Annotated in this window: 14 protein-coding genes; 10 read left to right on the top strand and 4 right to left on the bottom strand. The window is 73.4% G+C overall.

Annotated elements, in window-relative coordinates; genetic code table 11:
• Positions 1–1,620 (top strand): FAD-dependent oxidoreductase (locus CA984_RS32680; protein WP_242676303.1); only part of this gene is annotated, 1,620 nt, incomplete at its 5' end.
• On the opposite strand, the gene CA984_RS32675 is transcribed toward CA984_RS32680, so the two are convergent.
• Together CA984_RS32675 and CA984_RS32670 are read right to left on the bottom strand one after the other, a co-directional pair.
• Positions 1,614–3,893 carry a helix-turn-helix transcriptional regulator gene (locus CA984_RS32675; RefSeq protein ID WP_086577321.1) on the bottom strand — a complete coding sequence of 760 codons (2,280 nt, stop codon included), beginning with the start codon at positions 3,891–3,893 and terminating at the stop codon, positions 1,614–1,616. The two genes, CA984_RS32680 and CA984_RS32675, sit on opposite strands and share 7 nt — an antisense overlap.
• A 181-nt stretch (positions 3,894–4,074) precedes the next feature.
• Complete coding sequence (locus CA984_RS32670) at positions 4,075–4,815, bottom strand: GntR family transcriptional regulator (protein ID WP_086577320.1); 741 nt, start codon at positions 4,813–4,815, stop codon at positions 4,075–4,077.
• Positions 4,816–5,043: 228 nt separating this feature from the next.
• Between CA984_RS32670 and CA984_RS32665 the strand changes: the two genes are divergently transcribed.
• Both CA984_RS32665 and CA984_RS32660 read left to right on the top strand, forming a co-directional pair.
• The gene (locus CA984_RS32665) at positions 5,044–6,366 is read left to right on the top strand and encodes a lanthionine synthetase LanC family protein (protein WP_086577319.1); all 1,323 of its coding nucleotides are present in this window, start codon (positions 5,044–5,046) and stop codon (positions 6,364–6,366) included.
• A gap of 171 nt (positions 6,367–6,537) precedes the next feature.
• A complete protein-coding gene (locus tag CA984_RS32660; RefSeq protein ID WP_086577318.1) occupies positions 6,538–7,431 on the top strand; it encodes a glycoside hydrolase family protein in 894 nt (297 codons plus the stop codon).
• Positions 7,432–7,541: 110 nt separating this feature from the next.
• Here CA984_RS32660 and CA984_RS32655 read toward each other — a convergent pair whose 3' ends face one another.
• Positions 7,542–8,528, bottom strand: coding sequence for a sulfotransferase family protein (locus CA984_RS32655; protein ID WP_086577317.1), 987 nt, complete (start codon positions 8,526–8,528; stop codon positions 7,542–7,544).
• A 375-nt stretch (positions 8,529–8,903) separates the two neighbouring features.
• Positions 8,904–9,716, bottom strand: a complete 813-nt coding sequence (locus CA984_RS32650; protein ID WP_086577316.1) for a neutral zinc metallopeptidase — start codon at positions 9,714–9,716, stop codon at positions 8,904–8,906.
• Positions 9,717–9,900: 184 nt separating this feature from the next.
• On the opposite strand from CA984_RS32650, the gene CA984_RS32645 reads away from it, so the two are divergent.
• The 7 genes from CA984_RS32645 to CA984_RS45635 all read left to right on the top strand — a co-directional run bounded on the left by CA984_RS32645 (position 9,901) and on the right by CA984_RS45635 (position 16,868).
• Positions 9,901–10,884 carry a sugar ABC transporter substrate-binding protein gene (locus CA984_RS32645; RefSeq protein WP_086577315.1) on the top strand — a complete coding sequence of 328 codons (984 nt, stop codon included), beginning with the start codon at positions 9,901–9,903 and terminating at the stop codon, positions 10,882–10,884.
• On the top strand, positions 10,881–11,909 hold the full coding sequence (locus tag CA984_RS32640; protein ID WP_086577314.1) for an ABC transporter permease: 1,029 nt from the start codon (positions 10,881–10,883) through the stop codon (positions 11,907–11,909). Before CA984_RS32645 ends, CA984_RS32640 begins: the two co-directional genes overlap by 4 nt.
• On the top strand, positions 11,906–12,817 hold the full coding sequence (locus CA984_RS32635; RefSeq protein WP_423229344.1) for an ATP-binding cassette domain-containing protein: 912 nt from the start codon (positions 11,906–11,908) through the stop codon (positions 12,815–12,817). The genes CA984_RS32640 and CA984_RS32635 overlap by 4 nt, the downstream gene beginning before the upstream one ends.
• 38 nt (positions 12,818–12,855) lie before the next feature.
• On the top strand, positions 12,856–13,224 hold the full coding sequence (locus CA984_RS32630) for a nuclear transport factor 2 family protein (protein WP_086577313.1): 369 nt from the start codon (positions 12,856–12,858) through the stop codon (positions 13,222–13,224).
• 133 nt (positions 13,225–13,357) lie between these two features.
• Positions 13,358–14,665 carry an MFS transporter gene (locus CA984_RS32625; protein WP_012890690.1) on the top strand — a complete coding sequence of 436 codons (1,308 nt, stop codon included), beginning with the start codon at positions 13,358–13,360 and terminating at the stop codon, positions 14,663–14,665.
• Positions 14,662–15,786, top strand: coding sequence for a hypothetical protein (locus CA984_RS46575; RefSeq protein ID WP_165781503.1), 1,125 nt, complete (start codon positions 14,662–14,664; stop codon positions 15,784–15,786). The genes CA984_RS32625 and CA984_RS46575 overlap by 4 nt, the downstream gene beginning before the upstream one ends.
• Positions 15,783–16,868 (top strand): DUF917 domain-containing protein, encoded by a 1,086-nt coding sequence (locus tag CA984_RS45635; RefSeq protein WP_165781502.1) that lies wholly within the window; start codon positions 15,783–15,785, stop codon positions 16,866–16,868. Before CA984_RS46575 ends, CA984_RS45635 begins: the two co-directional genes overlap by 4 nt.
• Positions 16,869–16,914: the final 46 nt, after the last annotated feature.

The following is a 16,914-nucleotide window of genomic DNA, read 5'->3' as shown; positions in this document are numbered from 1 at the left end:
GAGATGGACGCCTTCGCCGAGACCCCCGACCACCACGGGGCCTTCCCCCGGCTGAGCGACGAGCAGACCGCGAGGCTGGCGCCCCACGGGGTCCGACGGCCCACCCGGCCGGGCGACGTCCTGTTCCGCGAGGGCGAGGACTGCTCCGACCTCTTCGTCGTCCTGGCGGGCAAGGCGGCCGTCATCCAGGACGAACGGGTGGTGCAGGTCCACGGGCCGGGCCGCTTCCTCGGCGAGCTCGGGCTGCTTGTCGGCCAGAAGGCGTTCACGACGTCGGTCGTCTGCGAGGCGGGCGAGATCCTGGCGGTCCCCACCTGGCGCCTGCTCCAGATCGTCGCCCACGATCCGGAGCTGGGGAACCTGATCCTGCGAGCCTTCCTGATCCGTCGCTCGCTGCTCATCACCAGCGGGGCGGGCCTGAGGATCATCGGCTCCCGCTACTCGCCGGACACCCGGCGGCTGCGGGAGTTCGCCGCCCGCAACCGGCTACCGCACCGGTGGATCGACCTGGAGGAGGACGAGGAGGCCGAGGCGCTGGTGCGCAATCTCGGCATAGCGCCGGACGAGACGCCCGTGGTGATCCTGGGCGGGACGCAGGTCCTGCGCAATCCCGGCAACGCCGAGCTGGCCCGCGAGATCGGCCTGCCGGTGCCGTCGGCGCCGAAGGACGTCTTCGACCTCGTCGTCGTGGGAGCGGGTCCCGCGGGCCTGGCCGCCGCGGTGTACGGAGCGTCGGAGGGACTGCGCACGGTGGTGCTCGACGCGGTCGCCACCGGCGGCCAGGCGGGCACCTCGTCGTGCATCGAGAACTATCTCGGCTTCCCAACGGGGATCTCCGGCGGCGAACTCGCCGAGCGCGCCGTCATCCAGGCCAAGAAGTTCGGCGCGTACCTCGGCGTGCCCGCCGAGGCCACCTCGCTCAAGCGGCGGGACGGGCACTACAGCGTGGGGCTGCGCGACGAGCAGCCGGTCGAGGGCCGCACGATCGTCATCGCCACCGGAGCGCGCTACCGCAAGCTCGGGGTGCCACGGCTGGAGGACTTCGAGGGCAACGGCGTCTACTACGCCGCGACCCTGGCCGAGGTCGCGTTCTGCCGGGGGGAGCCGGTCGTGGTCGTGGGCGGAGGCAACTCGGCGGGGCAGGCGACGATCTTCCTGGCCGGGCACGCCGACTCGGTCCGCCTGCTCGTCCGCGGGGACGACCTCGCCCAGGACATGTCGCGCTATCTCATCGACCGGATCGAGAGCAATCCCAAGGTGGAGGTGATGCTCCGCACCGAGGTGCGCGAGCTGGCCGGTCACCACGTCCTGGAGGCCGTCGTCGCCGAGGACACCCGCACCGGGGAGCGACTGCGCATCGACACCCGGGCCATGTTCGTGTTCATCGGGGCCGACCCCTGCACGACCTGGCTCGCCCCCGAGATCGCCCTCGACGACAAGGGATTCGTCCTCACCGGCTTCGACGACGGCCTGCCCCTGGAGACCAGCATGCCGGGCGTCTTCGCGGTGGGCGACGTCAGAAGCCAGTCGGTCAAGCGGGTCGCCTCGGCGGTGGGCGAGGGCTCCATGGCGATCCGGCTGGTGCACGAGCACTTCACGCGGCGGCAGGCGTCTCAGTGATCCGGCCGGACGCTCTGCTGCGCGGCGAGCCGGGCCAGCTCGACACGCGAGTGGATGCCCAGCTTGCGGAAGACCTGGCGCAGGTGGAAGGCCACGGTGTGCTCGCTGATGAACATCTGCTCGGCCGCCTGCCGGTTGGTCAGCCCCTGGGCGACGAGATCGCAGACGGCCTGCTCGGTACCGGTCAGGCTGGCCCACCCCGACACGGGATGATCGGTCCGGACCCAGTGCCGGCGGCGCTCTCCCAGTCCCCGCAGCCTGCCCCGGACCCGTGCCGCGTCGCGGATCGCCTCCACCGATCCGTAGCAGACCAGCGCGCTGTTGAGACTGTCGACGGCCAGGTCGCGGGCGTCGAGGTCCGCGCTGAGCAGCACGCCGAGATCCTCCGCCGCCGAGGCTCTGGCCCATGGATCGGTGTGCTCGGTCATGGCGCGGACCAGCGCCTCCGGGTCGCGGTCACGCACGCCGCGCGCGTGGGCGGCGGCCACGGAGGGGTTGAGCAGGCAGGGATTGCGCCAGGCGATGCCCTCGGCCGCGTCCACCACGGCATCGGCCCGGCGCTCGTCCTGTACCGCCATCGCCACCCGCACCAGCCATGCGGCGGCGGTGGGCTCGCTGGTCAGCGCCCCGGTGTGCCGGGGCAGCGCGTCGTAGACCCGGCTGAGCGAGCTCATCCCGCTCGCCGCCCCGCCGTGCGCCTCGTTGATCCGCCCGGCCGCCAGCTCCGAGCGCAGCCGCACGTACGGCGGCGCGCCCTGGGGCCCCCGGGCCAGGTCGTTCTTCAGATATCTGATCGCCCGGGGAAGGTCGCCCGCCCGCAGTGACGCGGCGCCGAGCACCGACAGGGCCGAGGCGGCGAGGGCCGGGACGCCGAGGGTGTCGGCGGCGGTCAGTCCCGCCTCCGCGTGCTCGATCGCGCTGCCGAGCCGGCCGGCGGTGAGATCGAGGCGGGCGCGGAGAACGGGGATCTCCGCGGTCCACTCGGGCTGCCCCACCGCCTCCTCGGTGGCGCCCGCCAGCGCCGTCTCCGCCTCGTCGAGCAGCCAGAGGTCGGTCAGCATCGTCGTCAGGACGGCGCGCGGCTGCGGATGGCGCCCGCTGCCGGGCATCTCAGCGGCCTCGCGGGCCAGGTCCAACCCGCGCGAGAGCCGGCCCTCGTCCCACGCGAGCAGCGACAGCAGCACGAGGGTCTCGGCGGACGAGCCGTCCGCGCGCTGGTGGCGAGGGGGCTGCCGGGCAGGCGGGTTGCGCTCGATCTGATGATGCAGCGCCTGCCGTACCGGCGCGGGCACCGTCTCGACGATCGACCGCCACACCAGCTCGTACCGGAACATCAGCTCGTCGGAGGTCGCGGCGAGCACGCCTGCCGCGATCGCCTCCTCCAGGGCGGGGAGCAGCGCGGCCGGCGTCTCGCCGAGCATCTCGGCCGCGTACGCGGGGGAGAAGGAGCGTCCGAGCACCGCTGTCGCCTCCAGCAGGTGCCGGGTCTTGGTGCTCACCTCGCCGAGGCGCCGCCGGACGGCGGTGTGGACGCGCTGGGGCAGCGCCGTCCCGGTCAGCCGGGCGACGCCCGATCTCACCCGGACGGCGTCCTCCTCGCGCAGTCCGGTGAGAAGTTCGAGGAGGAGGAACGGGTTGCCGCCCGCCTGGGCGGACAGCGCCGCCAGCTCCTCCCCGGGAGCCGCGCCCAGGGTGTCGGCGATCACTTCGGCCACGGCGCCGTCGTCGAGGGGGAGCACGCGGATCCGCGTGGCGCCCTCCTCCTCCAGGAGGTCGAACAACCGGCCGGAGTCACCGTACTCGGAGGTGGTACGGCGGGCCAGCAGCCAGGCCAGCGGGTGGGAGGCCAGCCGCGAAGGCAGCGTCCGCAGGGCCATGAGCGTGGCGGGGTCGGCCCAGTGGAGATCGTCCAGGGTCACCAGCAGCGGCTCCGACTCCGTCCGCCTCTCCAGCGTGGTCCGCACCTGCTCGGCCAGCCACATCAGCAGCCCCGGCCCGTCGGGGGAGTCGCCCCTGGCGAGGGCCACGGGGGGCGGCCACTCCGCCAGGGCGGACAGCAGCGGCCCCAGCGGCGTCAGCCGTCCCAGCTCGTCCGCCCGGCCGGTCGCGACCGCAGTCCCCCGCGCGGCGGCCACGGTCGCCGCCTCCGCGAGCAGGAGGCTCTTGCCCATCCCCGGCTCGCCCTCCACGAGCACCACGTTCCCGGCCGTGTCCGCGGCGGTCCCCAGCAGCCTGAGGATCGTCGCCCACTCAGCCCCCCGGCCACGCATCATCTTTCCCTGGATCTGCGGTCATACAGCTAGCTTCCTCCCGGTTGTTCCCCTGTCATGTTCCGGGGGGACAAAAACCTCATTTGAAGAAGTACCCAGGTCATAACCCTTTTCATGGGGGTCGGTCCAGGGAAGGCCGATCGACGTGATCGCAAGCCGGCGGGCGCGTGACGGGGGGAGGCGCTCAGCGCTCGATGAGCGTGACCTCCAGGGAGTAGTGCGAGGCCCGGTAGACGTGGGAGCCGTGCTCCACGGCCCGGCCCTGGTCGTCGTAGGTGGTGCGGAGCATGGTGAGCAGGGGCGCGCCGCGCCGCTCGCCGAGCAGCCTGGCCTCGGTGGCGGTGGCGGCCCTCGCCCCCATGCGCTGGTTGGCCACGCGCATCCGCACCCCCGCGGAGCGGAGCAGCTCGTACAGCCCGCGCTCCTGGAGGCTCTCGGCGGTCAGCGGGGCCAGGCCGACGGGCAGCCAGTTGTGCAGCAGGGCCAGCGGCTCCCCGGCGGCGTAGCGGATCCGCTCCAGGCGCAGCACCTGGGCGCCGGTGGGGACGCCGAGGATGGCGGCGACCCTCTCGTCCGCGGGCTCGGGCTCCAGGGCCAGCACCCGGGTGGCCGGTTCCTGGCCCGCCCTGCGCAGGTCGTCGTAGAGGCTGGTGAGCTCGACCGAGCGCTTGACCTGGCCGTGCACGACCTGGGTGCCGACACCGCGCTTGCGGACCAGCAGGCCCTTGTCCACGAGGTACTGGATCGCCTGGCGGATGGTCGGCCTGGAGAGGCCGAGCCGGTCGGCGAGCAGGATCTCGTTGTCCAGCCGGGATCCGGGGGGCAGGTCGCCCCGCTGGATGGCCTCGGAGATCTGTTCGGCCACCTGGAAGTACAGTGGCACCGGACTGGACCGGTCCAGATCGATGGAGAGTTGCGCCGTCATCTGCCCTCCCGTGGATACGCTCCGTGATCAGGCTAGCGGACATCAGAATGTCATGACAAATATGGCCCACCGCTCCGGATTCGCCACTGTCCCGGCGGGCGGGCGGCGGGCGTAGTAACCTCCCTGTGTACCCGGTAGCCGTCACCGGCACCATGGACACCAATATTACCTATTGATCCTGTAGGAAATGGGGGTAAAGTGGTGGTCTGGTCACATGAAGGAGCCGCCATGAGCCCGGAACCGGGGGCCGAGAGCCCTCTGCTCACCGCCGTCAGGGCCGCGCGCTGGATCCGCTCCGCGGCCGTGGACGACGGGCGGGGGCGGCACTGGCGGGCCAACCCCGACGCGCGGGGCCGGTCCGCCCTGCCCGGCCGGCCACTGTCGCTGTACTCCGGGGCGGCCGGCATCGTCCTGTTCTTCCTCGAACTCGCCGCCGCCACCGGAGACGAGAGCTACCTCGACGACGCCGTGGCCGGCGCCCGCCACCTCGCGGCCACCTGGCGGGAGCAGACCGACCTCTCCCTCCACCACGGCCTGGCGGGAGTGATGTTCGTGCTCGCCGAGGCGGGGTGGGCCACCGGCGAGAGCTCCTTCGAGGTCGAGGCCGGGGCGGTCGCCGACCACATCGTGCGCGGCGCCCGTCCCGTCGACGGGGGCCTCGGCTGGACCGGCGACCCGGCGCAGCGCGGCGACGGCGGCATCATCCTCGGGCTCCTGCACGCCGCGGGCATCCTGGGCGTCCCCGCCTACCAGGAGATCGCCGTCGAGGCGGGCGCGCGCATCGCCGAGCTCGCCGTTCCCGGCCACCGGTTCGGTGACGGGGCCTGCGCCGACCTGCCGCCGGACGCGGTCACGCCCGGCTTCCTGTCCGGTACGGCGGGCACCGCCTTCCTGCTCGCCCGCCTGTACGGCCTGACCGGGCACAGCGGCTTCCTCAAGGCCGCCAGGAGAGGGGCCGACTTCGTCCGTGCGATCAGCGTCGTGACCGAGCGGTGCGCGATGGTCCCCCACCACCTCCCGCAGGGCCGTGACCTGCACTATCTGGGATTCTGCTCGGGCTCCGCCGGGGTCGCGCGCATGTTCTACGAGCTGTACCGGGTGGCGGGCGACGCCGGAGACCTCGACTGGGTGGAGCGGCTGGCGCGGGGGATCGTCCGCAGCGGCACCCCCGGCCGCCAGACGGACGGCCACTGGAACGTGGCGTGCCAGTGCTGCGGCACGGCCGGCCTGGTGGAGCTGTTCGTCGGCCTCTGGGCGGCGACCGGCCGCCGGACCCACCTGGAGTTCGCCCACGAGCTGGGGGCGAACCTGGTCGGCCGGGCCACCCGGCACGACGAGCAGGGCTCCCGGTGGTACCAGGCGTACCGCCGGCTGCGGCCCTGGGAGGTCACCGCCGACACCGGATACATGATCGGCGCGGCGGGGATCGGGGCGGCGCTGCTCCACCTGGACGCCACCACGCGCCCGCAGGAGGTCCGGCGGCTCATGCTGCCCCCCGACAACCCGTTCCCGGCCATCCCGTTGCCCATGGCGACGCTCCGCCACTCCTGAGCGTGCCGGTGGCGTCGTGGTGACAGGTCGCCGACGGCGGCCGCCGGTGGCCCCGGCGCGGGGGTCCTGAAAACGATGCGAGCCATGTGATCGCCAAAAGGCGATCAAACTCGTGACCACGATTGGTGATTCTCCGTGAGTACCACGCAAATCCCGCCTACTGTCGGTGCCGTGCCGACCATCGAAGACCTGCTTCCCGATCCTGACCGTTCCGTCGTGGCGATCGAGCCCGAAGCGCCGGGGCCGGGCCACTGGGCGGGCGCCCCGAGCGCGGTGGCGAGTGACGGGTCGATCTACATGGCCTACCGGCTGCGCCGCCCGGTCGGCGAAGGGCGCGGCTACGCGGTCGTCGTCGCCCGGTCGGCGGACGGTGAGCGGTTCGAGACCCTGCTCACGATCGGCAGCCAGGAGATGGACACCGAGTCGCTGGAGCGTCCCACCCTGGTACGCACCCCCGAGGGCCGCTGGCGGCTCTATCTGAGCTGCGCCACCCACGGCAGCAAGCACTGGCGGGTGGAGGTGCTGGAGGCCGGCGACCCGGCCGGGTTCGACGCCCGGCACCGCCGGGTCGTGCTGCCCGGCGACCCCAAGACCGGTGTCAAGGACCCCGTGATCGTACGGCGGGACGGGGTCTGGCACCTGTGGGCCTCCTGCCACCCGCTGGCCGAGGCCGAGGAGGCCGACCAGATGGTGAGCGACTACGCCACCAGCGCGGACGGCCTTGAGTGGATCTGGCAGGGCACGGCGCTCAGCGGCAGGCCCGGCATGTGGGACGCCCGCGGCGCCCGGATCGCCGCGGTCCGTTTCCTGGACGACAGGGTCGTCGCTCTCTACGACGGCCGGGCCACCGCGGCGGAGAACTACGAGGAGAAGACCGGCGTGGCCGTCGGCGCCGACCCGGCCGGGCTGACCCCGGTCGGCGCCGTGCCCGCCGCGGTCTCGCCGCACGCGGGCGGCGGCCTGCGCTACATGGACATCGTCGACCTGCCGGAGGGCGGGCGGCGGCTCTACTACGAGTACACCCGCCCGGACGGGGCCCACGAGCTCCGCACCGAGCTGCGCTGACACGCCGGGCGGCCCGGTGGCGCGGGCCCGGACCGGGCGGATCACCTGGATCGAAGGCGGGGCCGGCGCCGCGACGCGGTACCGGCCCCGCGCCTGTCCCGCCGTCGCGTCTACGCCTGCGGGCGCCCGTTGCGGGCCTGGCGCTGGCCGACGGGGCGGGTGCCCACCAGGCCGCCGGACCGCTCGCGGGGACGGAGCCAGTCACTGAAGTCCTCGCCGGTCACCTTCTGCAGCAGCGCCACGTCCTGGGCGAAGTAGCCGATCAGCTGTTCCCGCTGCTCCCAGGTCAGGGGCTGGCGGGAGCGGGCCCGCTGCTGCAGCCGCCGCTCCAGCGGGTCGGTCAGCGCCCCGCTCAGCCGCCCCGGCAGGAACCGGCCGACCGCCGCCCCGGTCCGCAGCGCCCGGGAGAGCAGCCGGTGGCCCCGCGTCGGCTCGGGATGGGCGGTCACGTTCTCGCGGGGGACCTCGGTGACGACGCCGGTCTCGACGCCGAGGAAGCGGCAGATCCGGTCCAGGGTGTCGGCGGGCCGGTCGACCAGGTCGCGGTAGCGGAAGACCAGCACCTGCTCGCGGGGGAACAGGGTGAACAGGTGCGCGAGCTGCTCGCCGTACCGGCCGAGCCCGAGGTAGTGCCAGAACGGCGCCCAGCCCGCTCTGATCCGCTGCTCCTCCTCCCCGCACGCCCGCACCATGTCGCCGACCGGCTCCAGTCCGGCCGACCACAGGTGGGTCCAGTTGGAGTGGGCCCGCTCCACCGGGTCGCGCAGCACCACGATCAGCCTGGCCTCGGGGACCGCGGCATGGAGACGCCGCTGCGCGGCCGGGTCGTACAGGTAGAACGGGGTGGACTCGCCGGTCAGGGCGCCCGGTGGCGCCGCGCCGAACAGGGCCTCGTAGTCCTCTCGCCGCCAGATGTGCTCGCGGTAGGTCTGGGCGTCGCCGGGCCCGCCCCTGGTCGGCGGGGGCCCGTCGGTGAGGAAGAACTTCGGCTCCTTCACCGGTGACAGGAAGAGCCCCGGGTGGCGGGCCAGCGCCGCGTGCAGCGCGGTCGTCCCGGCCTTAGGGGCGCCGATCGTGAGGAAATCCGGAAGGGGCATCGTTATTACCCTTAATCCCTACTATTTTTATAGTAAATATAGCTCCCGCTGGGGTGAAAACAAGCGCCCGGCGAGGATGATCGCCGGGCGTCGGAGAAGTCGGGACGGGGCCGGTCGTGGGAGTCCGGTGGTCTTGTCCCGGTCCACGGGTGTGACGCCGACCGCTTCTCCGTCCCGTGCGGCGGATGTGCCGGCCCCACCGCGGACCGTCGGTCGTATCTCTAGGATTTTCCCGACAAAAGGTGCGTCGAACCCACCCGGGCCGGCTGGGCGCCCTCATGGACGGCCGGGTGTCGATGTCCAATGATGTCCGGTGATGTCCCCGTTGACCTCACCGGACGGAGGCGGGTGGAGCCCCGGGCGGTGTCCCGCGGCTCAGGACACCTGGGACGGCGTGGCGCTCCAGGTGTCGCAGGCGGCGGGGGAGACCGCGCGGTAGCCGCGGTCGAACCAGCGGAGCCGGCTGGCGCCGGCGCCATGGGTGCGGTGGTCGCCGTCGTCGCCGCTGGCGCGGAGCGCGTCGGACAGCGCCTGCCAGTCCTGCCCGGTGCGCGCCAGGGAACCTCGCACGCTGCCCAGGAACACCCCCGACAGGCAGTCGGCCTGGAGTTCGTAGCGGCGGCCGAGCTCGGCCTGGCGGGCGTGGGCGCGGCCGGAGCGGACGCGGGCCTCGTAGTCGTCCCTGACGCCGGTGAGGCTCTGCAGGTGGTGGCCGTATTCGTGGGCCGCCACCTTGAGGGGGTACAGGTCGGTCCGTCCCTCGATCCAGCCGCCGGTGAGCGGGAACACCAACGTGGCCCGTTCCGTGCAGTAGAAGGCCGCCGCGTTGGCGGGCCAGCGCACTCCGCATACGCGCTGCGCGGGTTCTTCGTAGAAACGGACCGCGGGCTTGCGGAACCCCAGCCCGGCGCGGGCGAAGCGGGCGGACCACAGCCTGTCCAGGCATCTCATGGCCGCCGTCAGGTACTCGCGCGTCCGGGGCATGCCGCCGTCGATGAGCGGCGGTTCCGGGCACGACGCGGCCGCCAGCCTGCCGATCTTCAGCAAAGGGCTCGGGGGCGGAGCGGCCTGTGCGACTCCGGACGGCAGGACGGCAAGGCACACGGTCACCAGGAGGGCCCGTCGGGTGAAGGTGGCCGGGCGGCGGAGGGACCGCCGGGGACCGGCGCCGGACGGCAGGAAGCGCATGATCGGACAGCTTAGGACCTCCGGCGCACCGGGTGGGGACGACGGCGGGCCCGGGAACGCGTGCCGGTGGCCGGCCGTACGCGAGCTCCTAAGTCCTAATGTCACGACAAATCATTGACAGTCTGGTGGGGCTGTGGTTACAAACAGGGACGGGGGGATCGGGCGAGACGCGCGGAGGTTGCCGATGAAGTGGACAGCAGGGCTGGTCATCGTGGCCGCGCTGGGGTTCTCCGCCCTGACCGGCTGTTCGAGCGGCCCGGCCGGGCAGGGCGGCGGGGAGCCGGCGGCCGCCCCGCCCCCGGCGGCCGAGGCGGCCACCTTCGCCGTCATCACCCACGCGGGTTCGGGAGACGCCTTCTGGGACGTGGTCAAGAACGGCGCCGAGGCCGCGGCCAAGCGGTACGGCGTCACGGTGAACTACCAGGGCGACGGCGACCCGGCGCGGCAGTCGCAGCTCATCGACCAGGCCGTGAGCCAGAAAGTCGACGGCGTCGTGGTCTCCATGGCCAACCCGGACGCGCTGAAGGAGGCCGTCGGCAAGGCCGTGGCCGCCGGGATCCCGGTGATCACCATCAACTCCGGCGGGGACAGGTCCCGCGAGTTCGGCGCGATCACCCACATCGGCCAGTCCGAGGACGTGGCCGGGCGGGGCGCGGGGGAGAAACTCAGGGCCGAGGGCGTCACCAAGCTGCTCTGCGTGATCCACGAGGCCGGGAACGTGGGCCTCGACCAGCGCTGCAAGGGCGCCACCGACGGCCTGGGCGGCACGGTCGAGCGGCTCCAGGTGGACGTGGGCAACCTCGCCGACGCCACCTCCAAGATCAAGGCCAGGCTCCAGTCGGACACCTCCGTCGACGGCGTGCTCGCCCTGAACCCCGCCGTGGCCGTCGCCGCCCGTGACGCGATCGCCGACGGCGGCTCCAAGGCCCGGCTCGCCACCTTCGACCTGTCGGCCGACGTGGTGGCCGCAGTCAGGGACGGCGAGATCCTGTTCGCGGTCGACCAGCAGCAGTACCTCCAGGGCTGGCTGCCGATCACCTTCCTGACCCTCTACCGCGACAACCTCAACACCGTCGGCGGCGGCCTGCCGGTCAACACCGGCCCCGGGTTCGTCACCAAGGACAACGCCGCGCAGGTGGCCGAGCTCGCCCAGAGCGGCACCCGGTGACGGTGGCGGACGAGCGGCTGGCGCGGACGGGGGCGGCCCGGCGGCTCCTGGTCCGGCCGGAGCTCGGCGCAATGGTCGGCGCGGTCGCGGTGTTCGCGTTCTTCGCGAGCCAGTCGGCCACGTTCCGCTCGATCGAGGGCGTGGCCAACTGGCTCGACCCGGCCTCCACCCTCGGCATCATGGCGGTGGCGATCGCGCTGCTGATGATCGGCGGCGAGTTCGACCTGTCGGCCGGGGTGCTCACCGGCACCACCGGCCTGATCACGGTCATCCTCGCGACCCGGTACGGCCTCTCGGTCTGGACGGCGATGCTCGTCTCCCTCGCGGCGGCCCTGCTGGTCGGCTTCCTGAACGGGCTGATCGTGGTCCGCACCGGGCTGCCGAGCTTCATCGTCACACTCGGCACGTTCCTGATGCTGCAGGGCGTCAACCTGGGCGTCACCAAGGCCCTGACCGGGACAGTCCAGGTCGGCGGGCTGCGCGGGGCCGAGGGGTACGAGGGCGCGCGCGCCGTGCTGGCCGGGACCTTCCCGGCCGGCGGGACCGACTTCCGGGTGGCCGTTCTCTGGTGGCTGGGCGTCACCGCGCTGGCGACCTGGGTGCTCATGCGGACCAGGGCCGGAAACCGGATCTTCGCGGTGGGCGGCGACGCCCGGGCCGCCCGCGCCGCCGGAGTGCCCGCCGAACGGACGAAGATCGCACTGTTCATGACGACGGCGGTGGCCGCCTGGCTGGTCGGCTCCATCCTGGCGCTCCGCTTCACCTCGGTGCAGGCCAACTCGGGCATCGGGCAGGAGTTCGTCTACATCATCGCGGCGGTGATCGGCGGCTGCCTGCTGACCGGCGGGTACGGCTCCGCGATCGGTGCCGCGATCGGCGCGGTGATCTTCGGCATGGCGGACAAGGGCATCGTGTTCGCCGGCTGGGACGCCGACTGGTTCACGTTCTTCCTCGGCGCCATGCTGCTGCTGGCGACCCTCGCCAACCGGCTGGTCCGCCGCTACGCGGAGGAGGTGAGGCGTTGACCGGAACCGACGGCGTCCCCGCGGACGCCGCCCGGGGAGGGCCCCCGCCCGGCGGGCCGGGCCCCGGGATCGTGGAGGCCGACCCCGGCACGGGACGGGCGGCGGAGGCCGCTCCCCCTCTGCTGGAGGTCCGTGCCGTGGGCAAGACGTTCGGGGGTGTGATCGCCCTGCGGGACGTCTCCACGCGGGTGTGCCGGGGAGAGGTGACCTGCGTCCTCGGCGACAACGGCGCCGGCAAGTCCACGCTGATCAAGATCCTGTCCGGCATGCACGCGCCCGACTCGGGGGAGTATCTGCTCGACGGCGCGCCGGCCGCCTTCACCAGCCCCCGCGACGCCATGGACCAGGGCATCGCGACGGTCTACCAGGACCTGGCGATGATCCCGCTGATGTCGGTCTGGCGGAACTTCTTCCTCGGTTCCGAGCCCGTGCTCGGCCGGGGGCCGTTCCGCCGCTTCGACGTGGCCCGGGCCAGGCGCGTGGTCCGCGAGGAGCTGCGCTCCATGGGCATCGACATCCGTGACGTCGACCAGCCGATGGGCACCCTGTCCGGCGGCGAGCGCCAGTCGGTGGCCATCGCCCGCGCCGTCCACTTCGGCGCCCGCGTGCTCATCCTGGACGAGCCGACCTCCGCCCTGGGGGTCAAACAGGCCGGGGTGGTGCTCCGCTACATCGCCCAGGCCCGCGACCGGGGGCTGGGGGTCGTCCTCATCACCCACAACCCCCATCACGCCTACCCGATCGGCGACCGGTTCCTGCTGCTCAACCGGGGCACCAGCCTCGGCGAGTACGGCAAGGCCGGCATCACCCGCGAGGAGCTGACCTCCCTGATGGCGGGCGGGGCCGAGCTGGAGCGGCTCGCCCACGAGCTGGACCGGGGTGAGCCGCCCGGTCCGGCGTACCCATAACGTGAGCAGACAACGATTCTGCAAGGGAGACGTGAAAAGTGGCACGCGAAGCCGTCTGGGCGGTCATCACCGCGATGTACGACGCATACCGGCGCGGTGACCGGGCCGGGATCGACCGGCTGCTGCACCCCGAGGCGACGATCTGGGACTCGGTGGACCCCGTCCTGATCACCAGCACGGCGCAGCTGGACAAGGTCCGCGACGCCCGGCCCGCCGACGGCCCGCGGGAGACCGGGGTGGCCGCCGGCGACGAGGTCGTCGACGTCTGGGGGGAGACGGCGCTGGCCCGCTACCTGCTCCGGGTGGACTTCGCCGAAGGGGAACCGGAGATCGTGCGGACCACCGCGGTGCTGCGGCTGATCGAGGGGGAGTGGCGCATCGTGCACATCCATGAGAACACGATCTGACCTGCGGATATCCTGAGAGGACAGGGCCGGGTGCACGCCCGGTGCGGAGGCGGGCGGGCGAAGTGCACAGTTCCGCCGGAGGGGCGGGACCTATGGTGCGGCAAGACTTCGCGCCCCCCTCCCGAGGAGCCCCATGACCGCCACCGAAACCAGGACGCTGCCCATCGGCGACGCGTTCGACCGGATGCCGTTCACCCGCAGGCACGTTCTGATCGCGCTGGCGCTGTTCGTCGCGTTCGTCATCGAGTCCTGGGAGCAGCTCGCCCTCATCTACGTGTCCGCGGACCTCGGCACGGCCTTCGGCCTCGACGAGGGCGGGATCGGGCTGGTGCTGTCGGCCGTCGCGTTCGGCATGATCCCCGGCGCGTTGATCTGGGGGCCGGTCGCCGACCGGATCGGCCGCCGGCCCGCCTGTGTCTGGTCCCTGGCCGCCTACGGGGTGATCGCACTGGCCTCGGCGTTCGCGCCGAACGTCGAGACCCTCGTGGCGCTGCGAGTGGCCTCCGGGCTCGCGCTGGCGGGCGTCTACACCGTCACCTTCCCCTACTTCCTGGAGCTGCTGCCCACCAGGAGCAGGGGCAGGGCGGCGGTCTACCTGTCGATCGGCTGGCCGATCGGCATGCTGGCCGCCATCGGCGCCTCGGTCTGGCTGGGCGACCTCGGCTGGCACGTGGTCGTCATCGCCAGCGCGGTGGCGGGCCTGTGGGCGTTCGCGATCAGGGCCTGGGTGCCCGAGTCGCCCTACTGGCTGGCCGCGAGGGGCCGCCAGGACGAGGCCCGGGCGGTGCTGCGCCGGCTGGGCAGCCCCGACGCCGACGCGGTCTTCACGGTCGCCACCGAGCGCGCCGGCCACCCGCTGGACCTGCTGCGCGGCAGGCTCCGCAGGATCACGGTGCTGATGCTGCTGCTGAACTTCGCCTTCAACTGGGGCTACTGGGGCCTGCAGACCTGGCTGCCCACGCTGCTGCAGGAGAAGGGGCTGAGCATGGACGCGAGCCTCGGCTTCGCGGCGCTCAGCGCTCTCATGATGATCCCGGGCTATGTCAGCGCGTCGCTGCTCACCGGCCGTTTCGGCCGCAAGAAGGTCTTCCTGGTCTACGTGGTGGCCGCGGCCCTCGGCGGGCTGGGCTTCGCCACCGCGTCCACGATGACCGGCCTCTACGTGGGCAACTTCGTCCTGTCGTTCTTCAGCCTGGGCGCCTGGGGCGTGTGGAACACCTGGAACGGCGAGTTCTACCCGACCGCGCTGCGCGGCACCGGCTACTCCTGGGCGACCGCCTCCCAGCTGGTGGCCACCACCGTCGCCCCGTCGGCGGTGGGGATGCTGCTCGCCCACGCCACCGGCTTCACCGCGACCATGCTGGTGATCAACGCGTTCATGGTGGTGACGGCGCTGCTGGCCGTACCGCTGCCGGAGACCGAGGGGCGCGGCCTGGAATGATCCTCGGCGTCGATCTCGGATGGCACGCGCCGGTGGTGGCGGCCGTCCGGGACGGTGCCCTGACGGAGGCGGGAGCGGCGGTCAGGGCGGTGTCGGTCGCGGTGGACCTGGACACCGCACGGCGGGCACGGGTCGCGGCGATCAGGGTCGCGGGGCCGTGCCCGCCGGGGCTCGGCCCTCTGGCGGGCTGGCCCGACGGCTCGGGAGTGGGGACGGTCGTCCGGGGCGGCCACAGCCTCACCGGGCGGCCGATCGCCGAGCTGGACGCCGCCGCGGTGGCCCGGTTCGCCGCCGGGTGCGGCCTGACGGACTTCGCGGTGACCGCGACCGGGTCGCCGGGGCTGCCCGACCACGAGCTGGCCGTCGCCGAGATCATCACGGCCGAGGTGCCGGGGGCGCGGATCACCCTGTCGTACGAGTTCGGCCGGGCCGGGCTGCGGGAGAGGGAGAACAGCGCGATCCTGAACGCGGCGCTCGGCCCGGAGGCGGACCGGATCGCGGGCCGGGTCGCCGCCCGGGTGGCCCGCGACCTGCCGGGGACGCCGCTGTTCTTCGCCAGGACCGGAACGGGCCTGGTCTCGGCCCACTACTTCCGCCGCTACCCGCTGGTCTGCTACCTGGGCGCCTTCACCTGCGCGCTGCGCGGCGGCGCGGCGCTGGCCGGGCTGGGCGACACCGCGGTCCAGGAGCGGGGAAGGACGGTGCGTACCGGCCTCGTGACCGGAGGGGTGCCCAGGACCGGTGGACGGCGCGGCGCGGACGTCCCGGTCAACGTGCCGCTGCCGATGCTCGTGTCGGCTCCGGGGGGCGTCGCGGTGGGGCCTTCCGCGCGGGAGGCGGGGCCTGGCTGGCAGGTGCCGGAGCGGGCGGAGCTGGCCGTGGCCTACGGGGCGGCGCTGGCCGGGCCCGCCGCCGAGGTGGAGCGGATCGTGCACGCCCGGGGCCGGGCCGAGCTCGACCGGGCGATCGACGACGCCCGCGACGAGGCGCTGACGCGCGTGGTGAGCGCCGGGGCGGTCCCCGGATCCGCCCGCGTCGCCACCACGGTCGTCAACCCGCTCTCCTACCTGCCCGACGGTCTCTACCGGGTCCAGGTCAAGGCGGAGGGGACGGCTCCGTGAGCCGCCGCCTCCGGGACGAGGCCGGAGGGGATCCCCGAGCGATCGACTCCGGTTCGCTCGGCGCCTTCGCCGCCGGGTCGCGGCTGTTCGCCACCGGCGCGGCCGACTCGTCCTTCCAGGTCGCGCTCGACTGGGCCGGATCGGTGCTCGGAGCCGGGGTGCCGGTGGTCGACGCGGGCGCGCTGCCGCCGGAGACGCTCTCCGTCGCGATCAGCCTCTACGGTTCCACCACGGCCCTCGGCGAGCAGCTGCCCGGCGGGGACGAGCCCCGGCGGGTGGTCCACGCGCTGGAGCGGCGGCTCGGCCGGAAGGCGGGCGCGGTCGTGGCGCTCAACCTCGCCGCGGAGAACGCGCTGCTCCCGGTGATCACCGCGGCGCTGCTGGGCGTGCCGCTGGTGGACGGCGACGGCACCGGGCGGGTGTTCCCGCTGATCGAGCAGACCACCTTCACGCTGGGCGGGGTCGCCGCCACGCCGCTCGAGCTCGCCGGTCCCACCGGGGACCTGGTGGGGCTGGACACCGAGCCCGACCGGGTGGAGGAGCTGGCGCGCCCCCTGGTCCTGGCCCTGGGCGGCTGGGCGCTGGCCGCCTGCTACCCGATGTCCGCCGGCGTCCTGTCGCGTGTCCTGGTCCCCGGCACGGTCAGCCGCCTGCTGGCGGCCGGCGTCCCGGGAGCGCCGCGCTCCCTGGCCGCGCCGTACGGCGTGCGGACCCTGTGCCGGGGCCGGATCACCGAGGTGGGGGGCAGCACCGGGTACGGCAGGCACCCGTCGGCGCCGTCGCTGCCGTCGCTGCCGTCGCTGCCGTCCAGCATCCTGGTCCAGGAGAGCGAGGGGCTGGGCAGGCTGGTCCGGCTGGAGGCGCACAACGAGATCGTTCTGGCGCTGGCCGACGGCGCGGTGGCGGCCATGGCGCCCGACCAGATCTGCATGATCTCGGCGCTGGACGGGGTGGTGGTGGACGTCGACAAGGCGTATCCGGGCCTGGAGGTGGAGGTCATGGTGGTGAGGGCCGCGCCCGCGTGGCACACCGAGCGGGGCAGGGCGCTGGGCGGGCTGAGGGCGTTCGGAGTGCCGTTGTGAGGCGGGACGGGCGGCCGGGGGAGAGGGGATGACGGAGTTGAGGGGG

The sequence above is a fragment of the Streptosporangium minutum genome (assembly GCF_002149035.1).
GTDB classification, from domain to species: domain Bacteria; phylum Actinomycetota; class Actinomycetes; order Streptosporangiales; family Streptosporangiaceae; genus Streptosporangium; species Streptosporangium minutum.
The sequence above is the reverse complement of the archived record's forward strand: the minus strand, read 5'-3'. Positions and strand labels throughout refer to the sequence as shown.

Bases quoted from the DNA above. Each gene is read 5' to 3' on its own strand.
- CA984_RS32670 (WP_086577320.1), bottom strand. From the start codon at position 4,815: ATGACGGCGCAACTCTCCATCGATCTGGACCGGTCCAGTCCGGTGCCA.
- CA984_RS32625 (WP_012890690.1), top strand. From the start codon at position 13,358: ATGACCGCCACCGAAACCAGGACGCTGCCCATCGGCGACGCGTTCGAC.
- CA984_RS32655 (WP_086577317.1), bottom strand. From the start codon at position 8,528: ATGCCCCTTCCGGATTTCCTCACGATCGGCGCCCCTAAGGCCGGGACG.
- CA984_RS32645 (WP_086577315.1), top strand. From the start codon at position 9,901: ATGAAGTGGACAGCAGGGCTGGTCATCGTGGCCGCGCTGGGGTTCTCC.
- CA984_RS32650 (WP_086577316.1), bottom strand. From the start codon at position 9,716: ATGCGCTTCCTGCCGTCCGGCGCCGGTCCCCGGCGGTCCCTCCGCCGC.
- CA984_RS32665 (WP_086577319.1), top strand. From the start codon at position 5,044: ATGAGCCCGGAACCGGGGGCCGAGAGCCCTCTGCTCACCGCCGTCAGG.
- CA984_RS32675 (WP_086577321.1), bottom strand. From the start codon at position 3,893: ATGATGCGTGGCCGGGGGGCTGAGTGGGCGACGATCCTCAGGCTGCTG.
- CA984_RS46575 (WP_165781503.1), top strand. From the start codon at position 14,662: ATGATCCTCGGCGTCGATCTCGGATGGCACGCGCCGGTGGTGGCGGCC.